The sequence below is a fragment of the Nocardia pseudovaccinii NBRC 100343 genome (genome assembly GCF_001613225.1).
Lineage (GTDB): Bacteria > Actinomycetota > Actinomycetes > Mycobacteriales > Mycobacteriaceae > Nocardia > Nocardia pseudovaccinii.
On the sequence record NZ_BDBY01000143.1, the window covers coordinates 1 to 26,301 of the forward strand.

Consider the following 26,301-nt stretch of genomic DNA (forward strand, 5'->3'; position numbering starts at 1 on the left):
GCTCAGCTCCGCCGTGCGCGATTGCGCGCTGTGCTGATGGTTCACTCGCTGACGCTCGCTCACGAGGTCCGCCTCTCTCCCCGCCGTTCGCGCGCTGGTTGCCGACGCGTCGCATTGCAATCGGCGCTGATCTTACCGACGCGACAGGGATCCGACGGTGCCCAATCAACCGGTGGCGGCGTCGGATTCCCGGTCGGCGATTCGGGAGATGCGGCCGTCCGCACCGCCGTTCGTTTCAACCCGGAGCGGAACCGCGGAAAGTTCCACGGGCACGTCCTCGGGGACCGCGGCGGTGATCAGCACCTGTTCGGCACCGGCCGCAACCTCGGCGAGCGCCGTGCGTCGGCGGCGATCGAGTTCGGCGAAGACGTCATCGAGCAGCAGGACCGGTTCGGCGCCGGTGACGCGCAGCAGTTCGAAGGCCGCGAGCCGCAGCGCCAGTGCGAACGACCACGACTCACCATGGCTGGCAAAGCCTTTCGCAGGGGCAGTGCCGAGCATCAGATCCAGATCGTCGCGGTGCGGGCCGACCAGACAGACCCCGCGCTCCAATTCCTTCGGCCGCGCCGCCGCCAGTTCGCGCAGCATATTCGCCTCCAGCGCCTCGACGTCATCGGGCTGCGGTGCGCGCGCGGGGTCCAGGAATTCCGGCGGCAGGCTCGCGCTGCGGTAGCCGATTGCGGCGGGGCGTGATTCGGGCGCGATCGACGAGTACGCCTGTGCGAGATAGGGATACATATCGTGCACCAGGCGCAGTCGCTGTGCGAGCAGCACCGAGGCGTGGGTCGCCAAATGCCCGTCCCATACATCCAGGGTGCTGAGCTCCGCCTTCGAGCGGGCTTGGCGCCCAGCGGATTTCAACAGGGCCGAGCGCTGTCGCAGCACCCGGTCGTAGTCGGCGCGCACGGCGGCCAGCCGCGGCAACCTGGCTGTGCACAACTCGTCGAGGAAGCGCCTCCGTTCACCCGGATCGCCGCGGACCAAGGCGAGGTCCTCCGGTGCGAAGAGCACCGTCTGCAGAATGCCGAGGATTTCTCGCGGCCTGCGCACCGGAGATCGGTTGATCTGCGCACGATTCGCGGCGCCCTGGTTCAATTCGAGATCGATGCGCAGTTCGCGGCCCGCGTTCACGACGGTCGCGCCGATCCTGGCGCGTTCGGTACCGATACGGATCAGCGGTGCGTCGGCGGCGACCCGATGTGAGCCCAGGGTGGCGAGGTAACCGACCGCCTCGAGCAGGTTCGTTTTGCCGTTGCCATTCGCCCCCAGAAAAACCGTTCGGCCTGGGGATAATTCGAGCTCGGCGTGCTCCCAGGAGCGGAAGTCGCGCAGTGACAGCGTCCGGATGAACACCCGTCTACTCCGCTCCGGCCGTCGTCATCGCCGTTTTCTGCCGCTGCGGGCGACGAATCGGGCGCAAACCACAACATCTTGTGGTCCATCCACTGTCTGTGGACGAACTGTGGATAAATCGCATCGCCGCCGATGCTCAGCCCGGCAACCGAACCGGCATCAACAGGTAGATGTACGGGCTCTCCAGTGCGACGAACGCACCGGATTCCGTCACCTTGGGTTCCTCATCGCTCGCGGGCAGCAGCACTGCGGGACGGCTCGGCGTGGTGAAGCCGAAGGTGACCCGATCGGCGTGCAGCGCGGAGAGGCCGTCGATGAGGTAGCCCGGATTGAACGCGATTGTCAGTGACTCGCCGCGGAATTCGGCCTCCAGCCACTCCTCGGCGCGACCCGCGTCATCGCCGCCCGCCGAGAGCAGCAGCCCCTCGTCGGTGAATTCCAGCCGCACCTGTGCACCGCGCTCGGCGACCAGCGCGACGCGCTTGATGGCGTCGGTCAACGTGGCGACCGGGAGGGTGGCGATCGAGGTGTGCTCCTTGGGGAGCAATTGGCGGAACTTGGGGAATTCCGCATCGAGCAGCCGGGTGGTGGTCCGGCGGCCCGCGTTCACGATGCCGAGCAGACCGTCCGCGCCACTGCCGGTGCCGAGCGAAAGCTGTACGGGAGCATCGGAGGGGCCCAGCGTCTTCGCGGCCTCCGACAGTGTCCGGGCCGGAATCAGCACCGAAGTCTCGATATCGGTGCGGGCGGGCTGCCATTCGATGTGCCGGACCGCCAACCGGAATCGGTCGGTGGCCGCGAGCACGACCTGCGGTCCCTCGATCTCGACCCGGATGCCGGTGAGCATCGGCAGCGTGTCGTCGCGTCCGGCGGCGACCGCCACCTGGCCGACCGCCTCGGCGAAGACATCGACGCTCAGCTCGCCGGTCTGCTGCGGCACCTCGGGCAGCTGGGGATAATCCTCGACCGGCATGGTCGGCAGCGAGAACTTCGCACTGCCGCAGGTGATCAGCACACGGGTGCCGTCGATGGCGACATCGACCGGCTTATTGGACAACGCCTTGGTGATATCCGCGAGCAGTCGGCCGGAGACGAGCACCTCGCCAGGTCCGGCGACCTCGGCCGCGACGCGCATCTGCGCGGAGACCTCGTAGTCGAAGCCGGAGACGGTCAGCCCGTCCTCGCCCGCCACGAGCAGTACGCCGCCGAGCACCGGGACCGGAGGCCGCGACGGGAGGCTTCGTGCCACCCATGCAACGGACTCGGCGAAATCCTCTCGGGCGACCCGAAATTTCATACTCGCCAGCTCCATCGCCCGTTCTGTCCTCTCCCGGTTCCGTGATCTCTGTCGGCTTCGTCAGCGTTGATTCTCGAAAGGGGGTGCTGTACCTGCCGCCTTGCAGTCTGGCATAGGCGACCGACATTGAACCGTACTCGTCCGGGCCAGCTGAACCTAGTCCGACCCTCCGGTTGTTCTGTGTAGCGAACACGATCCGTGCTGCGAAATATCGAGCAAGGAGAACAGGTGCGGGTGAATCGCGCGGATGTGTCGCCCCCTCTTCTCCTTGCTTGTCTCGGCGAGTGGCTCGGGTGCCGATGCTCACTGATCGACTTTCCACACATCCTGTTTTGAAGAGAGATCTTCAAGAAGAAGAACTGAAGTAGTAGTAGGCACTGTGGAATCTGTGGACTGCGGACGAATCCGCAGGTCCGGGGGCGTGGTGCGGTGGGGATGACCGCTGGGTGACTCGAGGATGAACGGATGGGGGTTGTGGACGTTGCGGGTTTGTCCCCCATTCATCCTCGAGCGCTCCTCGAGTTGTTCCACCTGATTCACCAGGTTGTTCACACATGTGCACCGAATCGTGGACAGCTCGAGGAATCCTCGAGGACTCCACACGGACTCCTCGAGGATTCCCCAAGCCGCTGACCGGGCCCATCGCTGGTCAGGGGCTGTGTGTGGATACGGCTGTGGACTCTGTTGATTCCACCCCTGTTAGCAATGGATCCACGATCATCCGCACAGCCTGTGGACGAACCGGTGCACAACTCGGAGTTTCCTCGAGGACTCCACAAGAATTCCTCGAGGAGTCCACAGGGCATAAAAAAGCACCGCCCCAGGTCAGGGGCGGTGCCGGGGTGTTAGTGCCGGTCAGCGCGAACGCTGTTTAATTCGGGCTGTTAGTTCTTGAACTTGGTCGTACACGCGGCGCCGCTCGGTCATCTCCTTGCGCACTTTCTTCTCCGCGTACATGACCGTGGTGTGGTCGCGACCGAAGGCCTGGCCGATCTTGGGTAGCGATAGATCCGTTAGTTCCCGGCATAGATACATGGCGATCTGCCGGGCCTGGGCCAGCGGCCGGGCCTTACCCGGCCCGGTCAGCTCCTCGAGCGTGGTGTTGAAGTATTCGGCGGTGACGGCCATGATCGTGGCCGCGTTGATCTCCAGCGTCGCGGTATCCGGCATGAGGTCGCGCAGTACGACCTCGGCCAACGGCAGATCCAACGGCTGGCCGTTCAGCGAGGCGAAGGCCGTCACCCGGATCAGCGCACCCTCCAGCTCTCGGATATTGCGCTCGACCCGACTGGCAATCAGTTCCAGCACGTCGTGCGGCACGTCGAGCCGGTCCATCCGCGCCTTCTTGCGCAGAATCGCGATGCGCGTCTCCAACTCCGGCGGCTGCACATCGGTGATCAGGCCCCATTCGAACCGGGTCCGCAGCCGCTCCTCCAGCGTGGCCAGCTGCTTGGGCGGCCGGTCGGAGGACACCACGATCTGCTTATTGGCGTTGTGCAAGGTGTTGAAGGTATGGAAGAACTCCTCCTGGATACCTTCCTTGCCCTCGATGAACTGGATGTCGTCGACCAGCAGAATGTCGGTCTCGCGGTAGCGGCGCTTGAATGCCACCTTGCGGTCGTCGCGCAGACTGTTGATGAAGTCGTTGGTGAATTCCTCGGTCGATACGTACTTCACCCGCATGCCGGGGAACAGCCGCTGGGCATAGTGTCCGGCCGCGTGCAGCAGATGGGTCTTGCCGAGACCCGAGGCGCCCCAGACGAACAGCGGGTTGTAAGCCCGCGCGGGCGCCTCCGCGATCGCGACCGCCGCGGCGTGCGCGAACCGATTGGACGCGCCGATGACGAAGGTCTCGAAGGTGTATTTGGCATTCAGGCTCGCCGAGGAATTCGACGGCGCCGGATTCTCCTGCGACTTGGTGAAGTAGGTCGGCCACGAATTGCGGACATTGACGACGGGTTCGTCGTCGTGCGAGTTGTCCGAGATCGGCTCGCGGACGGATTCGTGCGCGGCCGCGATGGCCGGATCGGTGCCCGGCCGGGATTCTCGTGCCGATGCCGCCTCCCGCATCGGCGCGCGGCTCTGCGCCCGCACCGGTTCCGGTGTCGGTTCCGGATTGAACAGAGACTCCTGGCCGGGTGGCACCGAATCACGTCGCGGCGGGAGTCCGGATTCGCGACGAGGCGCGGGCGGCTCATGCCGTTCACCGTTGGTCTGGCTCGGGTATTCGCCACGGCTCGGGTATTCGTCGGTCGGGTACTCCCCCGCCACTTCGTATCCGGGCACCGGCAGGTACTCGGGTGGGCCCGCGGCGTATTCGGGCGCGGCCTCATAGTCGGGTGCCGCCGAGTACTCCGGCCCCGGCGCGTATTCGGGCGCCGCCGGGTAATCGTTGTGCTGTGCATAACGCGGCGGGGCGTAGTCATTACGTCCGGGATAGTCGGGGGCGGGATAGCCCGCCGGACCGCGACCGCTGTCGCGGCCACGCTCGGGCCGACTCGTCATGCGCGCGTGACGCGGGTTATTGCCGGGGCGTTCGGTCGGCTGCGTCGCCGGCGCCGCGATCCGGACGCCGAGGCCCTCGACCTGCGGACCGAGACGACGGCCGAGCGAGCGCAGAATGGGTTCCCGCAGATCGCGTTCGATGGCCTCCTGGGCCAACGACGATGGCACCGAGAGCAAGGCGAATCCCTGCGCCACGGTCAGCGGCTTGACCAGTTTCAGCCAGGCCTGCTGTGCCCGGGACACCGGCGGGATGGCACCATCGGCCGAGCCGGTGGTGAGTTCGGCGACCACCTCCGGCCACACGGTGGCCAACACGTTCTGCTCGTCGTCCATGCAGTTTCCTCCCCGGAAGTAGGCGATAGGAGCAGACGGTCGGAGCCTGCGGAGTATCGGCGTGACTGAGTCGATGTTGTGATTCCGCGTACGTCCGTAACCGGTTCGGACGCTGCCCGGGTCCCCCATCCGGGCGGCGGCGTGGCACCGTCGGCCCTACGAATATGCCACTCCAGGGGTCTTTCCACACAATTATCCACAGATGTGGAGAACCCTGGGGAAATGTGAAACGAGGTTGCGCTCCGCCGCTATACGACGTGGACCTGCGGTTCTGCAGCAATCTTCTGGCTACGTACCCTGGCCGGTGCGCGGGTCGACGGCTAGGGGTGTGGACGAACTCACGGTTATACCCAGGATGCGTGACTCCGGTGCGGCGTCCCCATGCAGGCCTCGGGACCGATGGGCCGAGTTTGACCCGCACTTTGCCGATCAGTACCCTCGTACAGTCACCCCTTGGTGCGGTGGCGGTCTTGTGCTGACCGTGTCAGGTCGTATCGACCTCGTGCGCCAGGACCGACGCGCATCGATGATGACCACCTCGCGATTCATCGCGCAAAGACGTATCACCGACAAGCTTTGGGCACCGGACGGCGCCCACCTACTCGAGGAGTGTTGACCGTGGCCAAGGGCAAGCGGACGTTCCAGCCGAACAACCGTCGTCGGGCGCGAGTCCACGGCTTCCGTCTCCGGATGCGCACCCGCGCTGGTCGCGCCATCGTTTCCGCGCGACGCGGCAAGGGCCGCAAGTCCCTCACTGCCTGATCCTCGCTCTCGGACGCTCGGGTGTTGCCTGAGCCGTATCGGTTGCATCATCGTGCCGACTTCTCCCGGACGGTGCGCCGCGGCCAGCGAATCGGGAGGCGAGATCTGGTCGTACACGCGCTCGTGCACGGGTATGACGGAACTATGGGCGCGAGTGGACGACGAAGCGATGCGGCTGAGGCCGGATCGTTGGTCCGCGTGGGCGGTCCGCGGTTCGGATTGATTGTCAGCAAGGCGGTGGGCAACGCGGTGATTCGTCACCGCGTAGCCCGCCGCCTGCGTCATATGTGCGGCCAGGTGATCGCCGAGCTGCCCGCTGATACCGACATCGTGATCCGCGCCTTGCCCGGCGCAGCCACCGCCGACGCGACGGAGTTGCTCCGCCAGCTGCGTGGCGCGCTGCGCAAGCTCGATATCGTCCGCCCATCGGCTACCGTGGCCGGTGCGGGATGAGTGCGCGTTCCACCGTTGCTCGGCTACCCGCGAACACGGTGATCTTCCTGATCGAGCTCTACCGGACGTATGTCTCCCCCATGCGCCTGCCGGTGTGCCGTTTCACCCCGACCTGTAGCGAGTACGCGGTGACCGCGTTACGCACCCGTGGCCTGTTTGTCGGCCTCGGATTGACGGTCGTGCGATTGGCGAAATGCGCACCCTGGCACCCTGGTGGGTGGGATCCCGTTCCGGAGCGAAAAACACGCGAACGGAACGAGTCAGCCGCCGACCAGCAGGAGTCGGCGCCACACGCTTGTAAAGGATCACCGCGCGCGGTGATCGGCGATACGAACGACGGGAGTGCATAGAGCCGTGCTCGACTTCATTTATTATCCGGTGTCCTGGATCCTCTGGTTCTGGCATCGGGTCTTCGGGTTCGCGTTCGGCGCGGACAACGGACTCACCTGGGCACTGGCCGTGGTGTTCCTGGTGTTCACGTTGCGCCTGGTGCTCTACAAGCCGTTCGTCAAGCAGGTGCGCACCACCAAGCAGATGCAGGAGCTGCAGCCCCAGATCAAGGAGCTGCAGAAGAAGTACAAGAACGATCGCCAGAAGATGGCGACCGAGATGCAGAAGCTGCAGAAGGATCACGGCTTCAACCCGTTGATGGGCTGCTTGCCGATCCTGGCGCAGGTGCCGGTCTTCCTCGGGCTGTTCCATGTGCTGCGCTCGTTCAACCGCACCGGCACCGGCATCGGTCAGCTCAGTATGTCGGCCTATGACAATGCGCATACGCCGAACTATGTCTTCAGCGCCACCGACGTCCAGTCCTTCCTCAGCGCCCGTATCTTCGGCGCCCCCATCTCGGCCTACATCACCAGCCCGCCGAGCCAGTTGCAGGCCTTCGCCGATTACGGTGGTGTGCCGACCAAGCTGAGCATCGCGCTGGTCTCGATTCCGCTGATGGTGATCGCCGGTCTGGCGACGCATTTCAACGCGCGCGCCTCAGTTGCCCGGCAGAGTCCGGAGGCCGCGGCCAACCCGCAGTCGGCCATGATGAACAAGCTCGCGCTGTGGGTGTTCCCGCTCGGCGTGCTGGTCGGTGGCCCCTTCCTGCCGATCGCCATCCTGCTCTACTGGGTGTCCAATAACATCTGGACCTACGGACAGCAGCACCTCGTCTTCGGCCGCATGGCGAAGGAAGAGGAAGTCAAGAAGCAGCAGAAGCTGGAGCAGCGCGCCCAGAACGCGCCGAAGCCTGGTGCCAAACCGGTCAATGTGAAGAAGAAGCAGTCGTCTTCCGACGCGACGTCCGTCGATGCGGATGCCGATACCGCCGTGGATGCGGTTGACGCGCCGCCGTCTACGAACGGCACCGCGAAGTCCCCGACCAAGGCGGGACAGCGGCGCTCGGGCGGGCAGAAGCGACCGGGCAACCGTGGGCGACCCAACCAGAAGCGACGGCGCTGACACACCGCGCGCCTGCGGGATCTCTGAGCAACCCTGTTCGCGTTCTCCGATCGGCGCCGGTCGCCGGTCGCGCGCGATGAGCAGATGAAGGAAATCAAATGACTGTTGAAACCGACGGAGGGGACGCCACTGTGGCGACGACGACGATGGTGAACGGCGAAGCCGAAGCGGGGGCCGAATCCACCGAGGCCGCGAACGATGCCGAGGAAGCTCTCATCGAAGAGGGCGAAATCGCGGGCGACTACCTCGAGCAGTTACTCGATGTGCTCGATTTCGACGGGGATATCGATCTCGATGTCGAGGGTGACCGTGCCATCGTGAGCATCGACGGTGGCCGGGATCTCTCGAAGCTGGTCGGCCGAAACGGCGAGGTGCTCGACGCACTGCAGGAGCTGACCCGGCTGGCCGTGCAGCAGGCCACTGGGGTGCGCAGTCGGCTCATGCTCGATGTGGCGGGCTGGCGCGCCAAGCGCCGCTCGGAGTTGAGTGCACTCGGCACCGCCGCCGCGCAGCGGGTGCTGGAATCCGGTAAGCCGGAGCCGCTGTCTCCGATGACTCCGTTCGAGCGGAAGATCGTGCACGACGCCGTCGCCGCTGTCGACGGTGTCAGCAGCGAGAGCGAGGGCGTGGAGCCCAATCGGCACGTTGTCGTGGTGCCTGCCTGAATCGCGCACTGTGATTGGATTAGGGCCTCCGGTCTTCGGACCGGAGGCCCTCTCTATGTCTTGGATGCGCTCCCCTCCCCGGCCCATTTGCCGCACTGATCGACTCGAGTTCGGAAGGATGTTTCACGTGGAACGAGATCTCGGTGGCATCACCGCGTTGCCGAATGAGCTGGAGCCCCCGGCTGCGGCCGCGGTGGTTTTCGGAGACCGGCTGGATCTCGCGCGTCGGTACTGCGCCGCCCTCGCCGCTGCCGGTGTCGAGCGCGGACTGATTGGTCCCCGTGAGGTGCCGAGGCTATGGGATCGACACATTCTCAACTGCGCGGTGGTTGGTGAGTTGATGGCGGAGGGCACCACCGTGGTCGATATCGGCAGCGGCGCCGGACTACCCGGAATCCCATTGGCGATCGCGCGCCCGGATCTCCGCATCACCTTGGTCGAACCGCTGTTGCGTCGCACCATCTTTCTGAGCGAATTCATCGAGGCGGCCGGACTCGATGTGACCGTGGTACGCGGTCGGGCCGAGCAGTCGGGCGTGATGAAGGAAGCGGGCGGTGCGGATGTGGTGACCTCTCGCGCGGTTGCCCCGCTGGCGAAGCTGGCGCAGTGGTCCCTGCCCCTGTTGCGTGATCACGGACGGATGCTCGCGCTGAAGGGAGTCAGCGCGGCCGAGGAACTCGAGCGCGACGGTGAGGCTTTAGCGAAGGCGGGCGCGGGAAATGCGACCGTTCTGGAATGCGGCGCTGGACTCGTCTCGACCCCCACTCTGGTGATCAGTGCCGAGCGGCTGCCGCGTGCCGAGCGGCCCTCGCGTCGGGCCGGAAGGTCGGCGCGGAAATCGAAGTAGCGGTTCTCGATTCGCGGCAATGTTTCATGTGAAACAAGGCGTCTAGGCGTCCGCGGCGCAGCGGACTTCGACCCGAAACTTCACGTGACGTTTCGAATCCGGTGTCACCGGATGGGGAAATCGATGATCCCCATTGCGCGAGGCTCATTGGACACGAGAGCGCCCGGCGTGAGATGCCCGCGGCGCGGAGGTGTATCCGATGTTTCATGTGAAACGGAACCTCGGTGTCGGTCCAGGAGTTCATGTTTCATGTGAAACGGCGAATTGGATACGTCAATCTTGTTCGCGGCGATGTGATTCGGTGCAGATTCGCGTGTCCTTTGCGCGATGCCGCGATTCAGCTTTCTAATCGCGCTGAGTGCTGGCAAGCTAGTGAGCGTCGGGCGTGAGCGTTGGTGCCACGGAGGGATGTGGGTTTGTCGCAGCGGCGAGAGCTCCGCTCGTCGATCGGGCGCCGCGGTCCCGATTGAGCATCAAGTTCGATCCGACACAGCTAGTCATGACACGGCGCCGAATTCGGTCGGGTGCACGTGATCTGAGGTTCTCGCGTTAGGAGCTGTCTATGTCGAGCGGTCCGGCGAATGTTTCACGGGAAACAACGTCGCGCGTGCCGGGGATGCTGGACTCCAGCACCTTGGATGCGGAGGCATTCGGAAGCACACCGTTCGGGCACATCTCCCCCAGTGAGACCCCGATAGCGGCCGAAGCCCAACGTGCAAGCCAGATATTGCATCCAGGAAAGGTGACAGTGCCGAAACCGCACGAGCAACGGATCATCACCATCGCCAATCAGAAGGGGGGCGTCGGTAAGACGACAACCGCCGTGAATCTCGCGGCCGCCCTGGCGCATACCGGGATGACGGTTCTCGTGATCGACCTCGATCCCCAGGGCAATGCCAGCACCGCTCTGGGCATCGAACATCACTCGGGTGTTCCGTCGAGCTATGAACTCCTCATCGGCGAGGTGTCGGTGATGGATGCGATTCAGCAGAGCCCGCACAGTGAGCGTCTGCTGTGCATCCCGGCGACCATTGATCTGGCCGGCGCCGAGATCGAATTGGTTTCCATGGTGGCCAGGGAGGGGCGGCTCAAGGCCGCCATTCAGGAGGCCAATATCGCCGGGTACGACATCGATTACGTCATGATCGACTGCCCGCCGTCGCTCGGTCTCCTCACCGTCAACGCAATGGTTGCTGCTAAGGAAGTGCTGATCCCGATCCAGTGCGAGTACTACGCGCTGGAGGGTGTGGGTCAATTGCTCCGGAATATCGGTCTGGTGCAAGCGCACCTGAATCCTGAACTACACGTGTCGACGGTGCTTCTCACGATGTACGACGGTCGGACCAAGCTGGCCGACCAGGTCGCCGAGGAGGTGCGCGGGCACTTCGGCGATGTGGTGCTGAAGTCGGTCATTCCCCGCAGTGTGAAGGTCTCCGAGGCGCCGGGCTACGGCATGACGGTGCTCGATTATGATCCAGGCTCCCGGGGTGCGATGAGTTATCTGGACGCCGGTCGCGAGATGGCCTCCCGGTCGGTGATCCGGCCGGGTGCCGCCGAGCGCGCGCAATGACGAACGAGGAAAGGGTCGGTAGCCGATGACTCAGGCGAAAAAGGGCGGGCTAGGCCGCGGACTTGCCGCGTTGATTCCGACGGGCCCGGCGGCCACACCGGGACTCGGTGCCGCACCCGGACTCGGTAGCGCCGCAGCCAATGTCGTCATCGGCGTCGATCCGATCGGACCGCAACCGGCTTCCGCCTTCCTGCACCGGGTCCCCGACCCCAGCGATGAGCAGTTGTCGGATGGCGGCGCGTCCTATCGCGAGATTCCGCCGGAGCAGATCGAACCGAATCCCAAGCAGCCGCGCCACGTCTTCGAGGAAGAGGCGCTCGCCGAGCTCGTGCACTCCATCAAGGAATTCGGCCTGATGCAGCCCATCGTGGTGCGTCGGCTGGAGCCCGGGGTCGACAAGTATCAGATCGTCATGGGTGAGCGTCGTTGGCGCGCTTGCCAAGAGGCTGGGCTCGCGGCGATTCCGGCCATTGTCCGCGAGACGGCGGACGATGCGATGCTGCGAGATGCTCTCTTGGAGAACATTCATCGGGTGCAGCTGAACCCGCTCGAAGAGGCAGCGGCCTATCAGCAGCTGCTCGAGGAATTCGATGTCACCCATGAGGAATTGGCGACCCGAATCGGTCGATCCCGACCGGTGGTGACGAATATGATTCGCCTGTTGAAACTGCCGATCCCGGTGCAGCGCCGGGTCGCGGCCGGCGTACTGTCCGCCGGACACGCCCGGGCGCTGCTCGGTCTCGAGGCAGGCGCCGACGCTCAAGAGGTACTCGCCGCCCGCATCGTTGCCGAGGGATTGTCGGTCCGGGCCACCGAGGAAGCCGTCACCCTGGCGAACCGGGATCCGGATACGGCCGCTCCCCCTGCCTCCCGGCGCAAGCCGATTCATATGCCGGGTCTGCAGGATGTGGCCGAGCGGCTGTCGGAATCCTTCGACACTCGCGTCACCGTGAGCCTCGGCAAGCGGAAGGGCAAGATCGTTGTCGAATTCGGTTCGGTCGAAGACCTCGAACGCATCGTAGGCATGATGGAGCAGCAGCAGCTCGGCAAGTGACAGAAGTGGCAAAAATAGCCGTGTGTTTCCGGTAGGCACGTGTTCGGCGTCGAAACGTCACTGTGACGGCGCAGAAAACCGGCCTACGGAGGGGCTCCTTACCAACAGCACAGCGACGTGGAATGAGGCGGGTTCGCTTTGATCGCATATTCTTGCTGGCGAGTGAATGCAGCGTGAGTGTGGATGAATCGGATAGCTGGAGGCTGAGCAGAGCGGTGTCGACCAGCGTCACAGCACTAACCTTGGGTGGACTCGACAGGCTACCCGCCCATGCGCGGCGTTGCGTGTTCTGGGAGATCGATCCGGCCGTGGCCGCGACCTCCCGCGAGTTCAGCGATCCGGTCTTCGAGAAGGAGGCCTGGCTGTCCACGGTCATGCTGGAGTGGGGTTCGTGCGGTCAGGTCGCGAACGTCGACGGCAACACAGCGGGGTGTGCGCTGTACTCGCCGCCGAGCGCCGTACCACGTGCCGGACTGTTCCCCACATCGCCGGTCAGCCCGGATGCGGTCCTGCTGACCACGCTGCGGGCCGAATTCCCGTATCAGGATGCCGACATAGCCCACCGCCTCATGACGGCCGTGGTGGCCGATCTGGTGCGTCGTGGCGTACGTGCATTGGAGGCCTTCGGCATTCGCACCGATCCTCCGGCGACCGCGATGTCGGATCGTTCGCTCGGCTCGATGCGGTTGATGGAGCGGATCGGTTCACCGGTCCGGGATGCGGCCTCGGCCGGTAAGGCGACCGGATGTTCGCCGGAGACCTGCATGATCGAGGCGGACTTCCTGGAGGACGTCGGTTTCGAAGTGGTCGCGCCGCACTACCGCTTTCCCCGGCTGCGCTTGGAACTCGACTCCGATCACGGCTGGAAGGAAGATGTGGAGCGCGCGCTCGATCAGCTGCTCGCCGCCGCCTCCCTGACAGTCCCCTTCCGCGTCGGAGCACCCTGAGATTACGCATACAACAACAGTGCGCCCCTGCCGACGGTCGGCAGGGGCGCACTCGTATGGGAAGTATTTGTCTTTCGTAATCTAGTGAGCCAGAAGGTAATTCACTACATCCGGTCGGCTGCGGCCAATTCCTCTGCCAGCAATTCGGCGAAAGTGTATGTGCCCGTCGGCTGATCGTCCTGACCGAGCAGATACAGCCGCTTCACCGAGATGAGGATGGCCTCGGCGATCACATCGCGCATCCGCGGGTTGGTGAGTACCGACGCATCGTATTCGTTTGTGAGATAACCGATATCGACCTGCACCGTCGGCATCTTGGTGAGCCGCAATAGATCCCAGGTGCGCGCGTGAGTTCGGCAGTCCTGCAACGAGGTTCGCGCTACCACTTCACGCTGGATGAAGCCCGCGAGCACCTGGCCGATCATCGATACCGAACCGTGCGAATTTCCGAAGTGGAAGCCTGCGACACCGTTGGCGGACGGGCTCGGATTGGTCGCACAGCGCAGCGAGATCATCAGATCGGCATCGAAGGCATTGGAGGTGTCCGCGCGCTCGGCGTCGGTCGGATTGGCGCCCCACGGCCGCGACAGGAAGGTTTCCATGCCGGTGGCGGCCATTCGACCCTCCAGCCTGCTGGCCAGATCCCAGAGGATCTCCGACTCGTAGACGTCGCCGTATTCGGTCGGCACCGCGAAGCCCTTGTCCGGGCCGCCGAGACCCGGATCGATGACGATCCGCTTCCCGGTCAATTGCGGTCCGGCCCGGTGCACCACCTCTTCCTCGGCGATCCGATGCGGATTGCCGCCGGTGACACGCGCGCCGAGCAGCTCCAGCGAGCGCAGCGTATCCGGACCGCAGATGCCGTCCGCCGCCAAGCCGATTTCCCGCTGGAATGCGGTGAGCGCCTCATGCGTGTGCGGGCCGAAGTAGCCGTCGACGCGGTGCACGTAGAAACCGAGATCCTGTAGTCGGCGCTGCAGAGTTGCCACATCGTCGCCGTAGAGCGGCGCCGAGAGCTGGTAGATCAATGTGCGGGCACCGAGGCGATAGGAGGCTTCCTTGAGCGCGCGGTAGGTAGCCGGTCCGACGACCCCGTCGACCAGCAGTCCGCGGTGCTGTTGGAAGGCGCGAACCGCCGAGTCGAGCTGGCGATCGAAGGAAGCGTCGGTGTCCATCCAGTACTCTCGCGCATCAGCGTGATCTGTTGCGGCGGAGTGCGTATGCAGAAACCCGAGACTTGCCAGGGTGCTCCGAACCTCGGCGACGGCTGGACCGGTATCGCCGTGACGAAGTCGGTGCATGCGTGAGAGCCCTTTCCTTCCGTCAACCCGGGTACCCACTCATGCGATGGCTCACACCCTCGCACGACCGGAGGTCGGTCGATTGTCTCAGACCCGGACCGGAATACGACAATTCCCGGCGTCCAGGCATCCTACGGCGCGTCGTCGATTGACGGCGTTCTTTGACGAATACGTCAGATGATGCCGTCGAGTTCACGCAGCAGGGCGGCTTTGCCCTTCGCTCCGACGATCTGCTTGACCGGCTTGCCACCGGAGAACAGCATCATAGTTGGCAGCGAGAGGATCTGATAATCGCGGGCGACGCCCGGATTGGCATCCACATCCACCTTGGCCACGGTCAGCTTATCCGCGTGTGTGCCCGCGATCTCCTCCAACACCGGGGCGACCATCTTGCACGGGCCGCACCAGTCGGCCCAGAAGTCGACGAGTACCGGCTTCTCACTGAGCAGCACATCGTCGGCGAAGGACGCGTCGGTCACGGTGACCGTGTTTTCGGACATGGGGTATCTCCTTGTAGTGCAAAAGTGATGAGATCAGTTGGCGGGCACGGCAACTGAGTTGCCGGCGTGGTCCAGGGTGTTCGAGGTGATGTCACCCTGTTCGGCCAGCCAGCGCTCGGCGTCGATCGCGGCGCGGCAGCCAGTGCCCGCGGCCGTAATGGCCTGGCGGTAGGTGTGGTCGACCAGATCGCCCGCGGCGAAGACGCCGGGCACCTTGGTAGCGGTCGACGGATGCAGCACCTGCACGTAACCCTCGTCGTCCAGCTCCACCTGATCCTTGACCAGCTCGCTGCGCGGATCGTGTCCGATCGCCACGAACAGGCCGGTCGCGGCCAGTTCGGAGGTCTCGCCGGTGCGGGTATCGCGTAGTGTCAGGCTGGTCACGCTGGTATCGCCGTTGACCGCGGCGACCTCGGCGTTGAGCACGAACTTGATCTTCTCGTTGGCCTTGGCGCGCTCCAGCATGATGCGCGAGGCCCGGAACTCCTCGCGGCGGTGCACGATGGTCACGGTGCTGGCGAACTTGGTGAGGAAGGTCGCCTCCTCCATCGCGGAGTCGCCACCGCCGACCACGACGATGTCCTGGCCCTTGAAGAAGAAGCCGTCGCAGGTGGCGCAGGCGCTGACACCGCGGCCGAGCAGCTTCTGCTCACCAGGGACGTTCAGATAGCGCGCGGCCGAGCCCATGGCGAGGATTACGGCGTAGGCCTGGTAGGTCTCATCACCGACGGTGACCGTCTTGATCGGGCCGCTGTGCTTACCCACCCCGCCGGCTGCCATCCCCGTGAGATCAATGGCGTCCACATCCTCGGTCCGGATATCGGCGCCGAACCGCTTGGCCTGTTCGCGCATCTCCTCCATCAGATCCGGGCCCATGATGCCAGCGCGGAAACCGGGGAAGTTTTCGACCTCGGTGGTGGTCATCAGTGCGCCGCCGAACTGAGTGCCCTCGAACAGCAGGGGCTGGAGTTCGGCGCGGGCTGCGTAGACGGCGGCGGTATAGCCAGCGGGGCCGGAGCCGACGATGATCAAGTCGCGAACTGCGTTGCTCATGCCTCCGCCTCGCTGGCGCTCGGCTCCACCATGACCAACAAGTTGGCTGTGTTGATTGTTCGCTCGCTGCGCTCGCTCACGGGTGACCCTTCCGAGGGAGATTCGTTAGACGTGTCGGTCAACAACAGGGTAAACGGTGTTGTTCCCGACGTGATGTGGGACAACCGCACGACGTGACGTCGCCCACTCGTCAACCGATGTCGGTGAGTGCCAACTGTTGCGGATCGTCGGCGCCGCAACCGATTCCGACGACGAGCGCGGTGATCTTGTGCAGACGCGGGCCGGTGAGCAGGATCAGCACGGCGTCCCTGCCCTGGAAGGTGGTGTCGGTCGAACCGAGGACGGTGCGGTCCAGGCCGTTGGCGTGGACGCAGCGGTTCAGGGCCGCCGGGGTGCCCAGTGCGCCCGTGACGTCATTGCGACCGAGGGCGCTCAATGCGACGGTGGCATCGAGTTCGTCACCGAGTTGGACATTGCTGCTGGTGGTCGGTTGGGCGCTCGGGGCCACCTCGTGCCCACGCAGTGCGTCCACCGCGACCGCAACGCAGGCCACGACCGCGATCACGGCGGCCGCGGCCGCGGCCCAGCGGAGTCTGCGTGTACCGCGTCGCGCCAGCGGGATGGCAGCCTCGTGCCCGGAATGCTTTGCGTCATCCGCGGATTCGGGCCACTCGGCAACCGCCGATTCCGGCCGTGTGGTGGCCGTGGGCAGCCGATGAACGGTTGCGACCTGCTCGGTGGGCTCGTGCGCCTCATCGAGGCCCTCGACGAACTCCTCCAGCCGGGCCGCTATATCGGCGGGCATGGCGTGGATGATGTGCTCGTCCCGGCCGAGTGCGCGCAATTCGGCGCTGACATCGTCGAGCGAGTCGAGGAACCGCAGGGCGTCCGGATCCTTGCGAACCATCGGCCACAGCTGCTCGCTCAGCTCCGGCGCCACATTGTCGGCATGTAGATCGGCGAGCAGTTCGAGTGAGAACGGAGGCTGCGGATCGGATCGGGTCGCCATCGCACCTCCGGATTCTCGAGTAGATACCCGCCCGCACGTCGCGGGCGGCGCTGCCAGTACATCGTCTGGTTGTCCGTCACTATTAATGACGCATCTCGACTACTTCCGGTTCCCCGGATCACGCAGAAATTCCAAACGTTCTTGGAGCCGCTGTCGGCCGCGCGCGCATCGGCTCTTGATGGTGCCCTCCGGCACGCCGAGCAGCGCCGCTGTTTCCGCGACACTACGCCCTTCCAATTCCACCGCGACAAGCGCCGCCCGCTGCTCCTCCGGCAGCGTGAACAGCGCGCGGTCGATCACGAGTGACATTTCCAGTTCGGCGATATCGTCGCGGGCGCCCTTGGGTTCCGGCATGGCCTCCGGCGCCAGCGGCACCGCGCGACGGGTCTTATTGCGCCGGATCCGGTCCAGGCAGGCGTTCACCACGATGGCGTGCAGCCAGCTGCGCACCTCGGCCTCGGCACGGAAGGTGGCGGCGGTGCGGTGGGCCGAGAGCAGAGCGTCCTGCAACGAATCCGCCGCGTCCTCGCGGGTATAGGAGGTGCGCACGGCCGTCTGCCAGAGGTGGTCGTTATGGCGGCGCAGCAGCTCGGCGAAGGCATGCCGCTGACCGCGCACATGGGCTTGCAGCAGTTCGACGTCGGTGAGCTCGTCGGGGACGAACGAATGCTCGCGGAACGCAACAGGCCGCGACTTCCCCTCGTGGAAATCCTCGTTCAGTTCGGACGGCAAAACCAACCCCTTGGACAGCTCTCACGGCGATGACGGACACGAGCGACCACCATCGAAATTTCGCAGCATCCAGGATCGAACAACCAGAACCCGGGGAGCTCCCCCTGAGTGAGAGCGCGGCTAGATCATATCGTCAGTAAAGAATTGGCAGCAACCAGACCACTTGGAGCACAGCGGATCCGAAACTGCGGGAAGGTGACAACTGATTTCGCAAGTACACGGGTAACTCGCCGGGGACGCCCAAAACCGAGCCAGGCAGGCGACGCTGAACGCAGCTGTCGCGGCACTTACTTGTATGGCCTGAAGATTCGGGGAGGCGGATGAGCACGGGGCGGACACGTGCGGCGAGCGGCAGAGCTGAGCGGCGCTTACGGCGCGGCGTCGAAACGCAGGTCGGCGATCGAGGTCTGGAACTGGCCACCGGAATTGCCGAGTCCGGTGATCCATACGAGCACATAGCGGGCCGCCTGATCGCTGCGGACCGGGATTTCGGTGATGCCGTTCTCTAGTCGCGCCGAGCCGATCAGCTGGGTCTGGTCCAGCGTCGGCGAGGCTGTCGGGGAGGTGCGGATCTCGACCGAGGTGCCCGTACTCGGCGATTCGATCGAGACGCTCGTCAGCTTGGCCGGACTCGGCAGGGTGGCCAGCAGCCCGACGCCCTTCTTGAGCGCCGGGAACTGCTGGAAGTACTGATCGGTGCGCCAGACGGTGCTCGGATCGTGATCGAGCACCGCACCGGTTCCGCTGACATTGTCCGGTGTGCCCTCCGGGGAGAACACCGACACACTCGTCACCGGAACCGGCACCCCACCCGCGGCCGTCCCGGTCGTACCACCGGAAGTGGGCGCGGGCGCGGGTGAACTGTTCGTGGTGAGGCCGATATTGCGCTGCTCGTTGAGCGGTGCGTCCGAGGCGCTCGGCGCGAAAACGCTGACCATCCACCAGATGATGATGCCGACCACGAGCGCGGCCAGAATGCCGAGCCCGACCATGATCCACATCATCCGCTGCGAGCGTTCCCGTTCCGCCGCAAGCAATTCCGGATCGGCGAGCGATTCCTCGGCACCGCTCGACGGACGCTGACCGAGGCGCAGCACCGGGATGAAATCGGTCTTCTGATCGACCACCGAGGCCTGTTCGAGCACATGCTGCACGGTCGCAGCGGTGCGCACGCCCTTGTTCGATTCCAGTGAACGGACCGCCACCGCCGAGATCTCGAACGGCACCTCGGGCCGGATCTGCCGCGGTTCGACGGGTGTGCCGTCGGAACCGAAATCGGCCAGCCGCAAACCGCCCACCGTCGCTGCCGTGCCGGTCATGCCACCGGCACGGATCGGCCAGCGTGCGGTGATCAACGCGTAGAGCATGGCGCCGAGGCCGCGCACATCGGATTGCGCGTCGGAATCGGACAGCGTGCCCGGGAACGCGAGCACCGCATCACCGGTGGCACTGATCCGCACCCGGTCCGGATGGTCGATGGACAGCGAACCGCCGCCGCGATGGGCCAGTTCGGCCGCCGAGGCCAAGGCCCGGATGGCACGCGCGGCACCGATCGGCGACGGCACCGTCTCGGCCATTTCGCGCAGCGAGCGGCCCGGCGTCCATTCGGCCACCACGATGCCGCCGGAGCTGCCACGCACCACATCGAGTACGCGAGCCAGGCCCGGCGAGTTGATCCGGCCCAGGCGCAGCGTGCGCGACAGGATGGCCTGCGGACCGTCGTGACCGGAGTTGTCGGTCGCCTTCTGATCGGCGTCGACGAAGGTGAGCGCGACCTCGCGGTCGAGCTTGATATCGAGCGCCTGCCAGAACTTGAGTCCGCGGGATCCACCGTGACTCGCGAGCAGCCGGTAGCGGCCGCCCGCTACGGAAGCGCCCGGAATCAGCTTGGGGCCGCGCGGCGTTCTTCGACCCGCGTCGTCCATCGGCGGTAGCTGCGGCGGGATCGGGATCATCCCGGTGTCGTACATCGGATCGCGCTGCGGGGCCTCCCGCGGTTGCTCACCGGATCCGGGCGCCGAATCGTGCTCCGGCGGACCGTTATCGGCACCCTGATTCGCGTATGCGGGATCGGAGGCCTCCCCGGCGGGCGGAACATCTGTGGAGAGCCCGCCTGCCTTGGTCGCAGCAGATTCGGCGGCTGGGACGCCGCCCGGCGCCGCGTCGTCGCTCACCCTCGTTCCTCCTTCGCCCTGATATGTCGAAGTTCCGGCGAACTCGCCACTTGTGCTTCTCTGCCGAACAGGGTACGGGAACTCACCCATACCGGTGCTGTCAACGGTATGAGCTCGAATCACGGGTAGCACCATGGTTTGGGCATCCATGTACGGGTCGAAACCAGGGTATGCCACATACGGCTCGGGCCGCCGGAATACCTGTGTCGCGTACTCGTCCTCGACCGGCCCCTCGAGATCGAGATCGGGGGCGGGCGGGGTGAAGCCGAGGCGCCGGGAGACGGCGACGGTGATCGCGACGATCTCCGGGATACCGGCCAGGCGCATCAGCCCGAAGGCGACCGCGAACATCACAATGGCCGATACGATCACCCGGATCAGCGAGCCGGGTCCGCCGGAGAGGCGGTCGAGTCCGAGCACCTTGTCGACGATGAGCATCACCGCGCCACCCGCGATCGAGGACAGCAGGACGCGGGTAACCGTGCGTCCGACATTGACCATGCGCAGATCGCCGAGGCTCTGGTGCAGCAGGTAGCCGCCGATGACGGCACCGGCCAGGAAGCCGAGTCCGGTCGCGACACCGAGGATTTTCACGACCTGACCGCTGTCGCTCGCCAGCGCGGGCGCCAGTGCCGAGAACAGGATCTTGATCGTCGTGATGGCGAGGATGATCCAGGTCGGCGTCCACGCCTGCTCTCTTGCGTAGAAAACGCGGAGGTGGATGAGTACCAGGGAGTACGGGATCAGCGTGAAGGCCGACCAGCTCACCGCTTCGCCGAGGCGCGCGGCGTCGCCGGTGAACCGTGCATAGCCGAACAGCGCCTCGCCGACCTGCGGGCCGGCCAGCGTCAGGAAGGTGACCACCGGAACGAGGGCGATCATCGTCAAGCGGGTTGCGACGGACAGATCGTCCACGACGGCGGGAGTGTCATCGGCGGCCGCGTTGCGGCTCAGCCGCGGCATGATCGCGGTGAGCAGTGTGACGCCGAGTACGCCGTAGGGCAGCTGGAGCAGCAGCCAGGCATTGGTATAGATCGCCGGGCCTGCCTCATCGGCCGTCGAGGCGATGTGGTTCGAGACGATCAGACCGATCTGGCTGATCACCACGTACAGGATGATGGCCGAACCCATCTTGCCGAACTGCTTGAGTCGCGCGTCGATACCCCACAGCGGCCGCAGATCGATCTGATTGCGCTTGATCGCGGGCAGCAGGCTCAGCGCCTGGGTGGCCACACCGAGGGTGATGCCGCCGCCGAGGACCAGCAATTTCGGATCGCTCATCCGGACCGGATCCAGCGTGATCTCGCCCGGCGTCAGGGCGTAGAGACCGAGCACGACCAACACGACCAGGTTGTTCAGCACCGGTGCCCAGGCCCCGGGTTTGAAGTTCTGACGGGTATTGAGGATCGCGGTGAGCAGCGCCGACATACCGTAGAACAGGATGGCGGGCACCAATAGATAGGTCAGCGCCGTAGTCAGTTCGGTATTGACCTTGCCGTCCGAGGAGACGAAGACCCGGGTCGCCAGCAACGGCGTCGCCGCCGCGGCGAAGAGGGTGGCCGCAGCGAGCACCGCGAAGGCGGCGGTGACCAGCCTGCGGACGAAAGCGACGCCCCCGTCGTCGTCTTCCTGTTCGGCACGCACCAGCGTCGGCACCACCATCGCGGTCAAGACCGCGCCGAGGACGAGCTCGGTGATCATATTCGGGATCAGGTTGGCCGAGGTGTAGGCACTCGCGACGGCCGGGCCGAGCGCGGTCAGCAACAGCAGCTGTTTGCCGAAGCCGGTGACGCGGCTGATCAGGGTGGCGATCGCGATCGATCCGGAGTCGCGCAGCAGACGCGAACTCGCGTTCTGTTTGGTTTCGGTCGCGACCGCGCCCGATGCGGGTGCGGCGGGCCATTCCTGGGTCCGTGGCCTGGCCGCTTCCCGGGGAACGGGACGTTGCGGCTGTTCCACCGATTGCCGCCGTTCGACAGGTTGCTGGCGATCGACCGGTCGCTGTTGTTCGATCTGCGGTTGCCGCGTCGCCGGGGGGTGTGGCGGTGGAGTCTGATAGCTCGGCCGCGGCGCCTGGTAGTTCGGCGGCGGCGCCAAACGTTGGGGCGGGACCCGAGGCGGTGCGCCCGGCGGTCCCGGTACCGGTTGACCGGGTGGCATCTGTTGACCGGGTGGCATCGGACGTGGCCGGGCCGGACCGGGCTGCGGCGGCGCCGGGTATTGCCGCTGACCCGGATGTGCCTGCTGACCCGGATGTGGCCGGGGTTCGGGGTATTGCTGCGGTTCCGGATATTGCGGAGGACGGGGTACCGGCCGCTGCTGCGGCCGGGGTTGCCTGGGCAATGCGCCGGAGGGCGGTGCCATCGGCCCGGTCGGCGGTTGCGATACGCGGGGTGTCGGCCGCGGCGGCGGCACCGGTCGCTGCGGCGGACCCGGCCGACTCACCTGCGGTACGCGCGGCGAATCGCCGAAACGTTCATCGGGAGTCATCTCCGCGTCCTCCGGTTCTGCCGGTGGCTGCGCCAGTTGCCGTTCCCAGGGTGCCGAAGGCGCCCGGCGGGCCTGGGGTCCGTCGGGCCGGTCAACAGGTGGTTGCCGATGAGCGGATAGATCATCGTCGCTCATCGTGCCTCCTGCGCCATGCCATCCCCCGCCGCCGGGCCGATGACGCCCAGGGTGTTACGCGATTGTCCTCCACGATGCCATGAGTGGTGCGAGGTCGGGTACCGATCAGAGGCGACCGACTGCCTACAGGTCGGTCGAATCAACACAGCGATGACAGCCGAGCACGAGCGAGGTGTCCTCGTCGTCATCCCGCCTCCTGCTGCTCCTGCTGCTGTAAGACGCGCCTGCGCGCCCGTCGGTACCTGTTCACCCGGCGTCGGGTGCCCGGATCGAAACCCTCGTCGGCCGGATCCGGCTGCCCGCGGAACCGACGCAGCAACCGGCGCCCGGCCAATAGGAACAGCAGTATTCCGGCACACGCCGTAATTATTGCCAAGGTCTGACCGTAAGCGTTCGAACGCACCGAGACCGAGGTGGGATTGCCGAGTGGGACACCGTCGGACGTGGTAAGGGAGATCGGAATGACCAGGTTACGGCTATCGGTGACCTCGGTCGGGATCTGGAACGACCGGCTTCCGGTAGGCGGCAGCGTCTCTTCGCCCGGATCGGTGATCTTCGTCTCCGTCGGCGCCTCGATCCGGAACCGGACCCGGATGGCGACCGGCAGATCGTTGCGTGCGACCAATAGCAACGGGCTCTGTTCGGAAGCCAAGGTGTACACCCCGCCGGGCGGCAGCACGGTGACCGAACCGTAGAGCCGGTCCAGCGTGCGTGTCGTCTGGTCGAGTCGGCGCTGGGCGTACGTGTCCGGCTGTGCGGAATCGCCGGAGCGCCGGTCCGAGAGGGTCAGGACGCGCAGCAGACCGTCGCGGAGCGGGGTCAGATATTGGTTCGGCGTCGGCTCGGTCTCGGGCACCTCGACGAGCGAACGCATGAGATCGGTGATCCGGCGGCCCTGGTCGCGGACCGGGAGCACGAAGCGGTCCGGAACCGCATCATGGGCGGCCTGCGGCAGATAATCGGGTTCGTGGGGCTGCGCGTCGGGCGATTCGGCGACCAGCTCGGCGAGCGTGCGCGGCGTCGCGAGGTTGTTGTGCAGCAGCAGGTCGACCTGCTTCAGGATCGCGGTGGCTTCTTCCCGGTTCGCGCTCCACTGCTGTGGCGGTACCAGCAGCAGTGAGCGCGGGCGGCTCGGGTCCGGGTTCAGCGCGGACCAAGTGATGGCGCCGAGCGCATCCTGCAGGCGGGCCATCCGGGAGTCGTTGGTGACGTCGTAGCGGACGCGTGCGGGGGTGAACGACGGGGTGGGCGGGTTGGAGCCGACGGCGGCGAGGGCGGTCGCGGACCAGATATCGAAGGTCGCCGCGTGCAGTGCCGGATCGGCGGGTGGGGTCTGGGTGCCGGAGGGTGCCGCGCTCGTCGTCGGGGCGGATGTGCTCGTGGCGGATGTGCTCGGTGTGGCGCTGATCTGCGGTTCCGGTGTCGGTATCGGCGTGACGGGAACCGGGGCGATCTCGGCCAGCCGGACCACATCCGGCGTGCTCGTCTCCGGCAGCGGCTGACTCGAGGTGGTCTGGTTGGCGGTGCTCTGACTACCGGCGCCGCCGCGGCCGGTGGTGATCGGCTGCGAATCCGTCGAGGTACCGGCGGTGCCGAGCGGGACGGCCGCGTTATCGGCCAGTACCGCGGTCCCGAAACCGTGGCCGCGCAACAACATTCCCGCGCTCTCATCGATACTGCCGGAATCCGGCACGCTGACACCGCGCACCGATTTGGTGGCCAGAATCGAATCGACGATATCGGCGGGGTCGTTCAACGCTCGCGTGGACAGTTCGGCATCGTTGACCGCGGCCAGTGCGGTGATATCGACCTGTGCGAACGGCAGTGCGACCGTGCAGGTCGATGCGGCGACCGCGCGCAACCGGTCCAGCCAAGTCTGGGCCTGATCGGCACCGGTGCCCGCCCTGGTCGCACCGTCCGGATCGGATGGGCTCGCCAGGACGCGATAACCCTTGGTCATCACCTGTGCGGTGATCAGCAGATCGGGATCGATCGCGATGCAGACCGCCGAGTTCAGCGTGCGATCGCGACTGGCCGGGTTGGTGCCGAGTACCGATTCCAACGCGCCGAGCAATTGGTCCAGACGCCCGCCCTTGCCCAGCGATGCGGCCAGCTCGTCGTCGGTGAGCTCGGCTTTTCCATTGAGCGGGCCGGTGACACCGGCGACCAGCCGAGGGCGGTCGGCCAGCGGCCACAGCAGCGTCGTCGCCACCGGGGTATCGGGCGCGGCGGGCACCGGCGAGCTGATATCGACCGCGGGCGGTACACCCAGCACCGGGAGCAGGAACCGTGCGTCGTCGAGGCGGGCCTGGGTGCCGTAGGCCGGTTCCCCGTTGACATTCAGCAGCAGCGGATAAACGCCGGGCTTGGTGATATCGAGCGCGGCCGCACCGCCACTGGAGCGCAACGGGATGCTGATCGTGAACTGTTTGCGCTGGCCGGGACTCAAACGGTCGGCAACATCTTCGAACGGACCGGTCACGTCGTAGTTGACCTGGTCCAAGCGCAGAGTCGAGCGCAGCGCGCTCGGTGCCGACACCGCGGCGGCGCGTTGGATGCGGACACTGATGTCCTCGACCACCCGATCGCCGATATTGGTGACGGTGCCCGCGACCGTCAGCGTCGGATCGCTGGTGGTGGTCACCGCGGACGGATTCACCGAATCCAGAGTCAGCTTCAGGAATTTCGGCGACGACGAACTGTTCGGCGTCGTCGGCTGGGCGGCGGCGGGCTGGGCGAGCAATACCGGGACCGCCGTCGCTGTGCCGAGAATGGTCAGGACCGCCGCGATGATCCGGAACAGGGCCGCCCGTCGCCCGACCACCACCCCCCACGGAATCGCTGCGCGATGCCGGAAAGTCTGGGTCATCTCTTGCCGGTCTCCATCCGGTCGATCATCCGGTTCGCCACTTCGGCGAGGCGCCGCTCATCGGCGTAGGCGAGCCGAGAATCCAATTCGCTCAACGGAACCCACGCCACCTGCGTGACCTCGACGTCGGCATCGGAGAGCTCACCACCGATGGAGCGCAGCAGATAATGATGCACGGTCTTGTGTACCCGGCGACCCTCGGTGACGAACCAGTAATCGATGCTGCCGAGTTCGGCGACCACTATCCCATTGATTCCGGTCTCCTCGGCGACCTCCCGGATCGCGGTCTGCTCGGGCGTCTCCCCCTCTTCGATATGTCCCTTGGGCAGCGACCACAGCAGTCTGCCACGCCGATCGGTCCGCCCGATCAGCGCCGCACTGCGTTTGTCGCTCGGCCCGTCCAACCCGTCGACGACGAGTCCACCCGCCGAGGTTTCCCGTACCGTGCGCATGCGCGGTTTCGCCGCGTTGGCGGCCGAACCGCGGCGCCGGGGCTGGCGGCGTCGACTGTTCGCGCGATCGGCCGGAGACACCACGCAATCCTACTGTGTTGGATTTGCAGCGCCTGCGGCGCTGCGTGTTCGCGGCCCCCTTCTGTCTCGCGTCCGAGCGGCCGAGACTCGCGACTTCGTCGCATGTGCTTCGGCCACTCGGCTGAGTCAATGGCCGCGCCTTCGCGCGGACGCGAGACGGGCCGCGAACGTCGCTCGTAAGACTCGCTCCGTGGTGGTCGCCTGAGCGGGAACCTTCGGCATCGGATGTGTGCTCGCCCAGCGATGGAGATTAACGCCTGCGCATCG

Annotated in this window: 21 protein-coding genes; 10 read left to right on the top strand and 11 right to left on the bottom strand. The window is 65.7% G+C overall.

What is annotated here, in order from left to right; genetic code table 11:
- Window positions 1-165: 165 nt before the first annotated feature.
- From recF to dnaA, 3 genes are all read right to left on the bottom strand, one after another.
- On the bottom strand, window positions 166-1,353 hold the full coding sequence (gene recF, locus NP3_RS16905) for a DNA replication/repair protein RecF (protein ID WP_063042415.1): 1,188 nt from the start codon (window positions 1,351-1,353) through the stop codon (window positions 166-168).
- A gap of 136 nt (window positions 1,354-1,489) precedes the next feature.
- On the bottom strand, window positions 1,490-2,665 hold the full coding sequence (dnaN, locus tag NP3_RS16910; protein WP_063042417.1) for a DNA polymerase III subunit beta: 1,176 nt from the start codon (window positions 2,663-2,665) through the stop codon (window positions 1,490-1,492).
- 840 nt (window positions 2,666-3,505) lie between these two features.
- Window positions 3,506-5,488: a chromosomal replication initiator protein DnaA gene (gene dnaA / locus NP3_RS16915; protein WP_063042419.1), complete on the bottom strand. Its 1,983-nt coding sequence runs from the start codon at window positions 5,486-5,488 to the stop codon at window positions 3,506-3,508.
- 618 nt (window positions 5,489-6,106) lie between these two features.
- Here dnaA and rpmH point away from each other — a divergent pair.
- From rpmH to NP3_RS16955, 9 genes are all read left to right on the top strand, one after another.
- Window positions 6,107-6,250 carry a 50S ribosomal protein L34 gene (gene rpmH, locus NP3_RS46770; RefSeq protein ID WP_083898281.1) on the top strand — a complete coding sequence of 48 codons (144 nt, stop codon included), beginning with the start codon at window positions 6,107-6,109 and terminating at the stop codon, window positions 6,248-6,250.
- 21 nt (window positions 6,251-6,271) lie between these two features.
- A complete protein-coding gene (gene rnpA / locus NP3_RS16920) occupies window positions 6,272-6,703 on the top strand; it encodes a ribonuclease P protein component (RefSeq protein ID WP_063042421.1) in 432 nt (143 codons plus the stop codon).
- Window positions 6,700-7,053 (top strand): membrane protein insertion efficiency factor YidD, encoded by a 354-nt coding sequence (yidD, locus tag NP3_RS16925; protein WP_063042423.1) that lies wholly within the window; start codon window positions 6,700-6,702, stop codon window positions 7,051-7,053. Before rnpA ends, yidD begins: the two co-directional genes overlap by 4 nt.
- A gap of 4 nt (window positions 7,054-7,057) precedes the next feature.
- Window positions 7,058-8,155, top strand: coding sequence for a membrane protein insertase YidC (gene yidC, locus NP3_RS16930; RefSeq protein ID WP_063042425.1), 1,098 nt, complete (start codon window positions 7,058-7,060; stop codon window positions 8,153-8,155).
- 146 nt (window positions 8,156-8,301) lie between these two features.
- Window positions 8,302-8,820: a Jag family protein gene (locus NP3_RS16935; protein WP_063042427.1), complete on the top strand. Its 519-nt coding sequence runs from the start codon at window positions 8,302-8,304 to the stop codon at window positions 8,818-8,820.
- 118 nt (window positions 8,821-8,938) lie between these two features.
- Window positions 8,939-9,667 carry a 16S rRNA (guanine(527)-N(7))-methyltransferase RsmG gene (gene rsmG / locus NP3_RS16940; protein ID WP_063042429.1) on the top strand — a complete coding sequence of 243 codons (729 nt, stop codon included), beginning with the start codon at window positions 8,939-8,941 and terminating at the stop codon, window positions 9,665-9,667.
- A 616-nt stretch (window positions 9,668-10,283) separates the two neighbouring features.
- The gene (locus NP3_RS16945; protein WP_245720979.1) at window positions 10,284-11,237 is read left to right on the top strand and encodes a ParA family protein; all 954 of its coding nucleotides are present in this window, start codon (window positions 10,284-10,286) and stop codon (window positions 11,235-11,237) included.
- 25 nt (window positions 11,238-11,262) lie between these two features.
- Window positions 11,263-12,291, top strand: coding sequence for a ParB/RepB/Spo0J family partition protein (locus tag NP3_RS16950; protein ID WP_063042433.1), 1,029 nt, complete (start codon window positions 11,263-11,265; stop codon window positions 12,289-12,291).
- Between the two features lie 215 nt (window positions 12,292-12,506).
- The gene (locus NP3_RS16955) at window positions 12,507-13,238 is read left to right on the top strand and encodes a hypothetical protein (RefSeq protein WP_063042435.1); all 732 of its coding nucleotides are present in this window, start codon (window positions 12,507-12,509) and stop codon (window positions 13,236-13,238) included.
- A gap of 104 nt (window positions 13,239-13,342) precedes the next feature.
- Here the strand turns inward: NP3_RS16955 and NP3_RS16960 are convergent, their stop codons facing one another.
- The 3 genes from NP3_RS16960 to trxB all read right to left on the bottom strand — a co-directional run bounded on the left by NP3_RS16960 (window position 13,343) and on the right by trxB (window position 16,092).
- Window positions 13,343-14,539 (bottom strand): N-acetylmuramoyl-L-alanine amidase, encoded by a 1,197-nt coding sequence (locus NP3_RS16960; protein ID WP_063042437.1) that lies wholly within the window; start codon window positions 14,537-14,539, stop codon window positions 13,343-13,345.
- A 173-nt stretch (window positions 14,540-14,712) separates the two neighbouring features.
- Window positions 14,713-15,039 carry a thioredoxin gene (gene trxA / locus NP3_RS16965; protein ID WP_062981517.1) on the bottom strand — a complete coding sequence of 109 codons (327 nt, stop codon included), beginning with the start codon at window positions 15,037-15,039 and terminating at the stop codon, window positions 14,713-14,715.
- Between the two features lie 33 nt (window positions 15,040-15,072).
- On the bottom strand, window positions 15,073-16,092 hold the full coding sequence (gene trxB, locus NP3_RS16970) for a thioredoxin-disulfide reductase (protein WP_063042439.1): 1,020 nt from the start codon (window positions 16,090-16,092) through the stop codon (window positions 15,073-15,075).
- Between the two features lie 30 nt (window positions 16,093-16,122).
- Here trxB and NP3_RS47990 point away from each other — a divergent pair, with 30 nt between their 5' ends.
- Complete coding sequence (locus NP3_RS47990) at window positions 16,123-16,269, top strand: hypothetical protein (RefSeq protein WP_157124362.1); 147 nt, start codon at window positions 16,123-16,125, stop codon at window positions 16,267-16,269.
- A gap of 13 nt (window positions 16,270-16,282) precedes the next feature.
- Here the strand turns inward: NP3_RS47990 and NP3_RS16975 are convergent, their stop codons facing one another.
- From NP3_RS16975 to NP3_RS16995, 5 genes are all read right to left on the bottom strand, one after another.
- Window positions 16,283-17,101 (bottom strand): RsmA family anti-sigma factor, encoded by an 819-nt coding sequence (locus NP3_RS16975; RefSeq protein ID WP_063042440.1) that lies wholly within the window; start codon window positions 17,099-17,101, stop codon window positions 16,283-16,285.
- A 99-nt stretch (window positions 17,102-17,200) separates the two neighbouring features.
- A complete protein-coding gene (sigM, locus tag NP3_RS16980; RefSeq protein ID WP_063042509.1) occupies window positions 17,201-17,734 on the bottom strand; it encodes an RNA polymerase sigma factor SigM in 534 nt (177 codons plus the stop codon).
- Window positions 17,735-18,201: 467 nt separating this feature from the next.
- Window positions 18,202-21,966 carry a murein biosynthesis integral membrane protein MurJ gene (locus tag NP3_RS16985; RefSeq protein WP_063042511.1) on the bottom strand — a complete coding sequence of 1,255 codons (3,765 nt, stop codon included), beginning with the start codon at window positions 21,964-21,966 and terminating at the stop codon, window positions 18,202-18,204.
- An 850-nt stretch (window positions 21,967-22,816) separates the two neighbouring features.
- Window positions 22,817-25,501, bottom strand: a complete 2,685-nt coding sequence (locus NP3_RS16990) for a DUF6049 family protein (protein ID WP_245720976.1) — start codon at window positions 25,499-25,501, stop codon at window positions 22,817-22,819.
- Entirely contained in the window at window positions 25,498-26,034 is a 537-nt protein-coding gene (locus tag NP3_RS16995) for an NUDIX hydrolase (protein WP_062981726.1), read from the bottom strand. The genes NP3_RS16990 and NP3_RS16995 overlap by 4 nt, the downstream gene beginning before the upstream one ends.
- Between the last annotated feature and the right edge of the window lie 267 nt (window positions 26,035-26,301).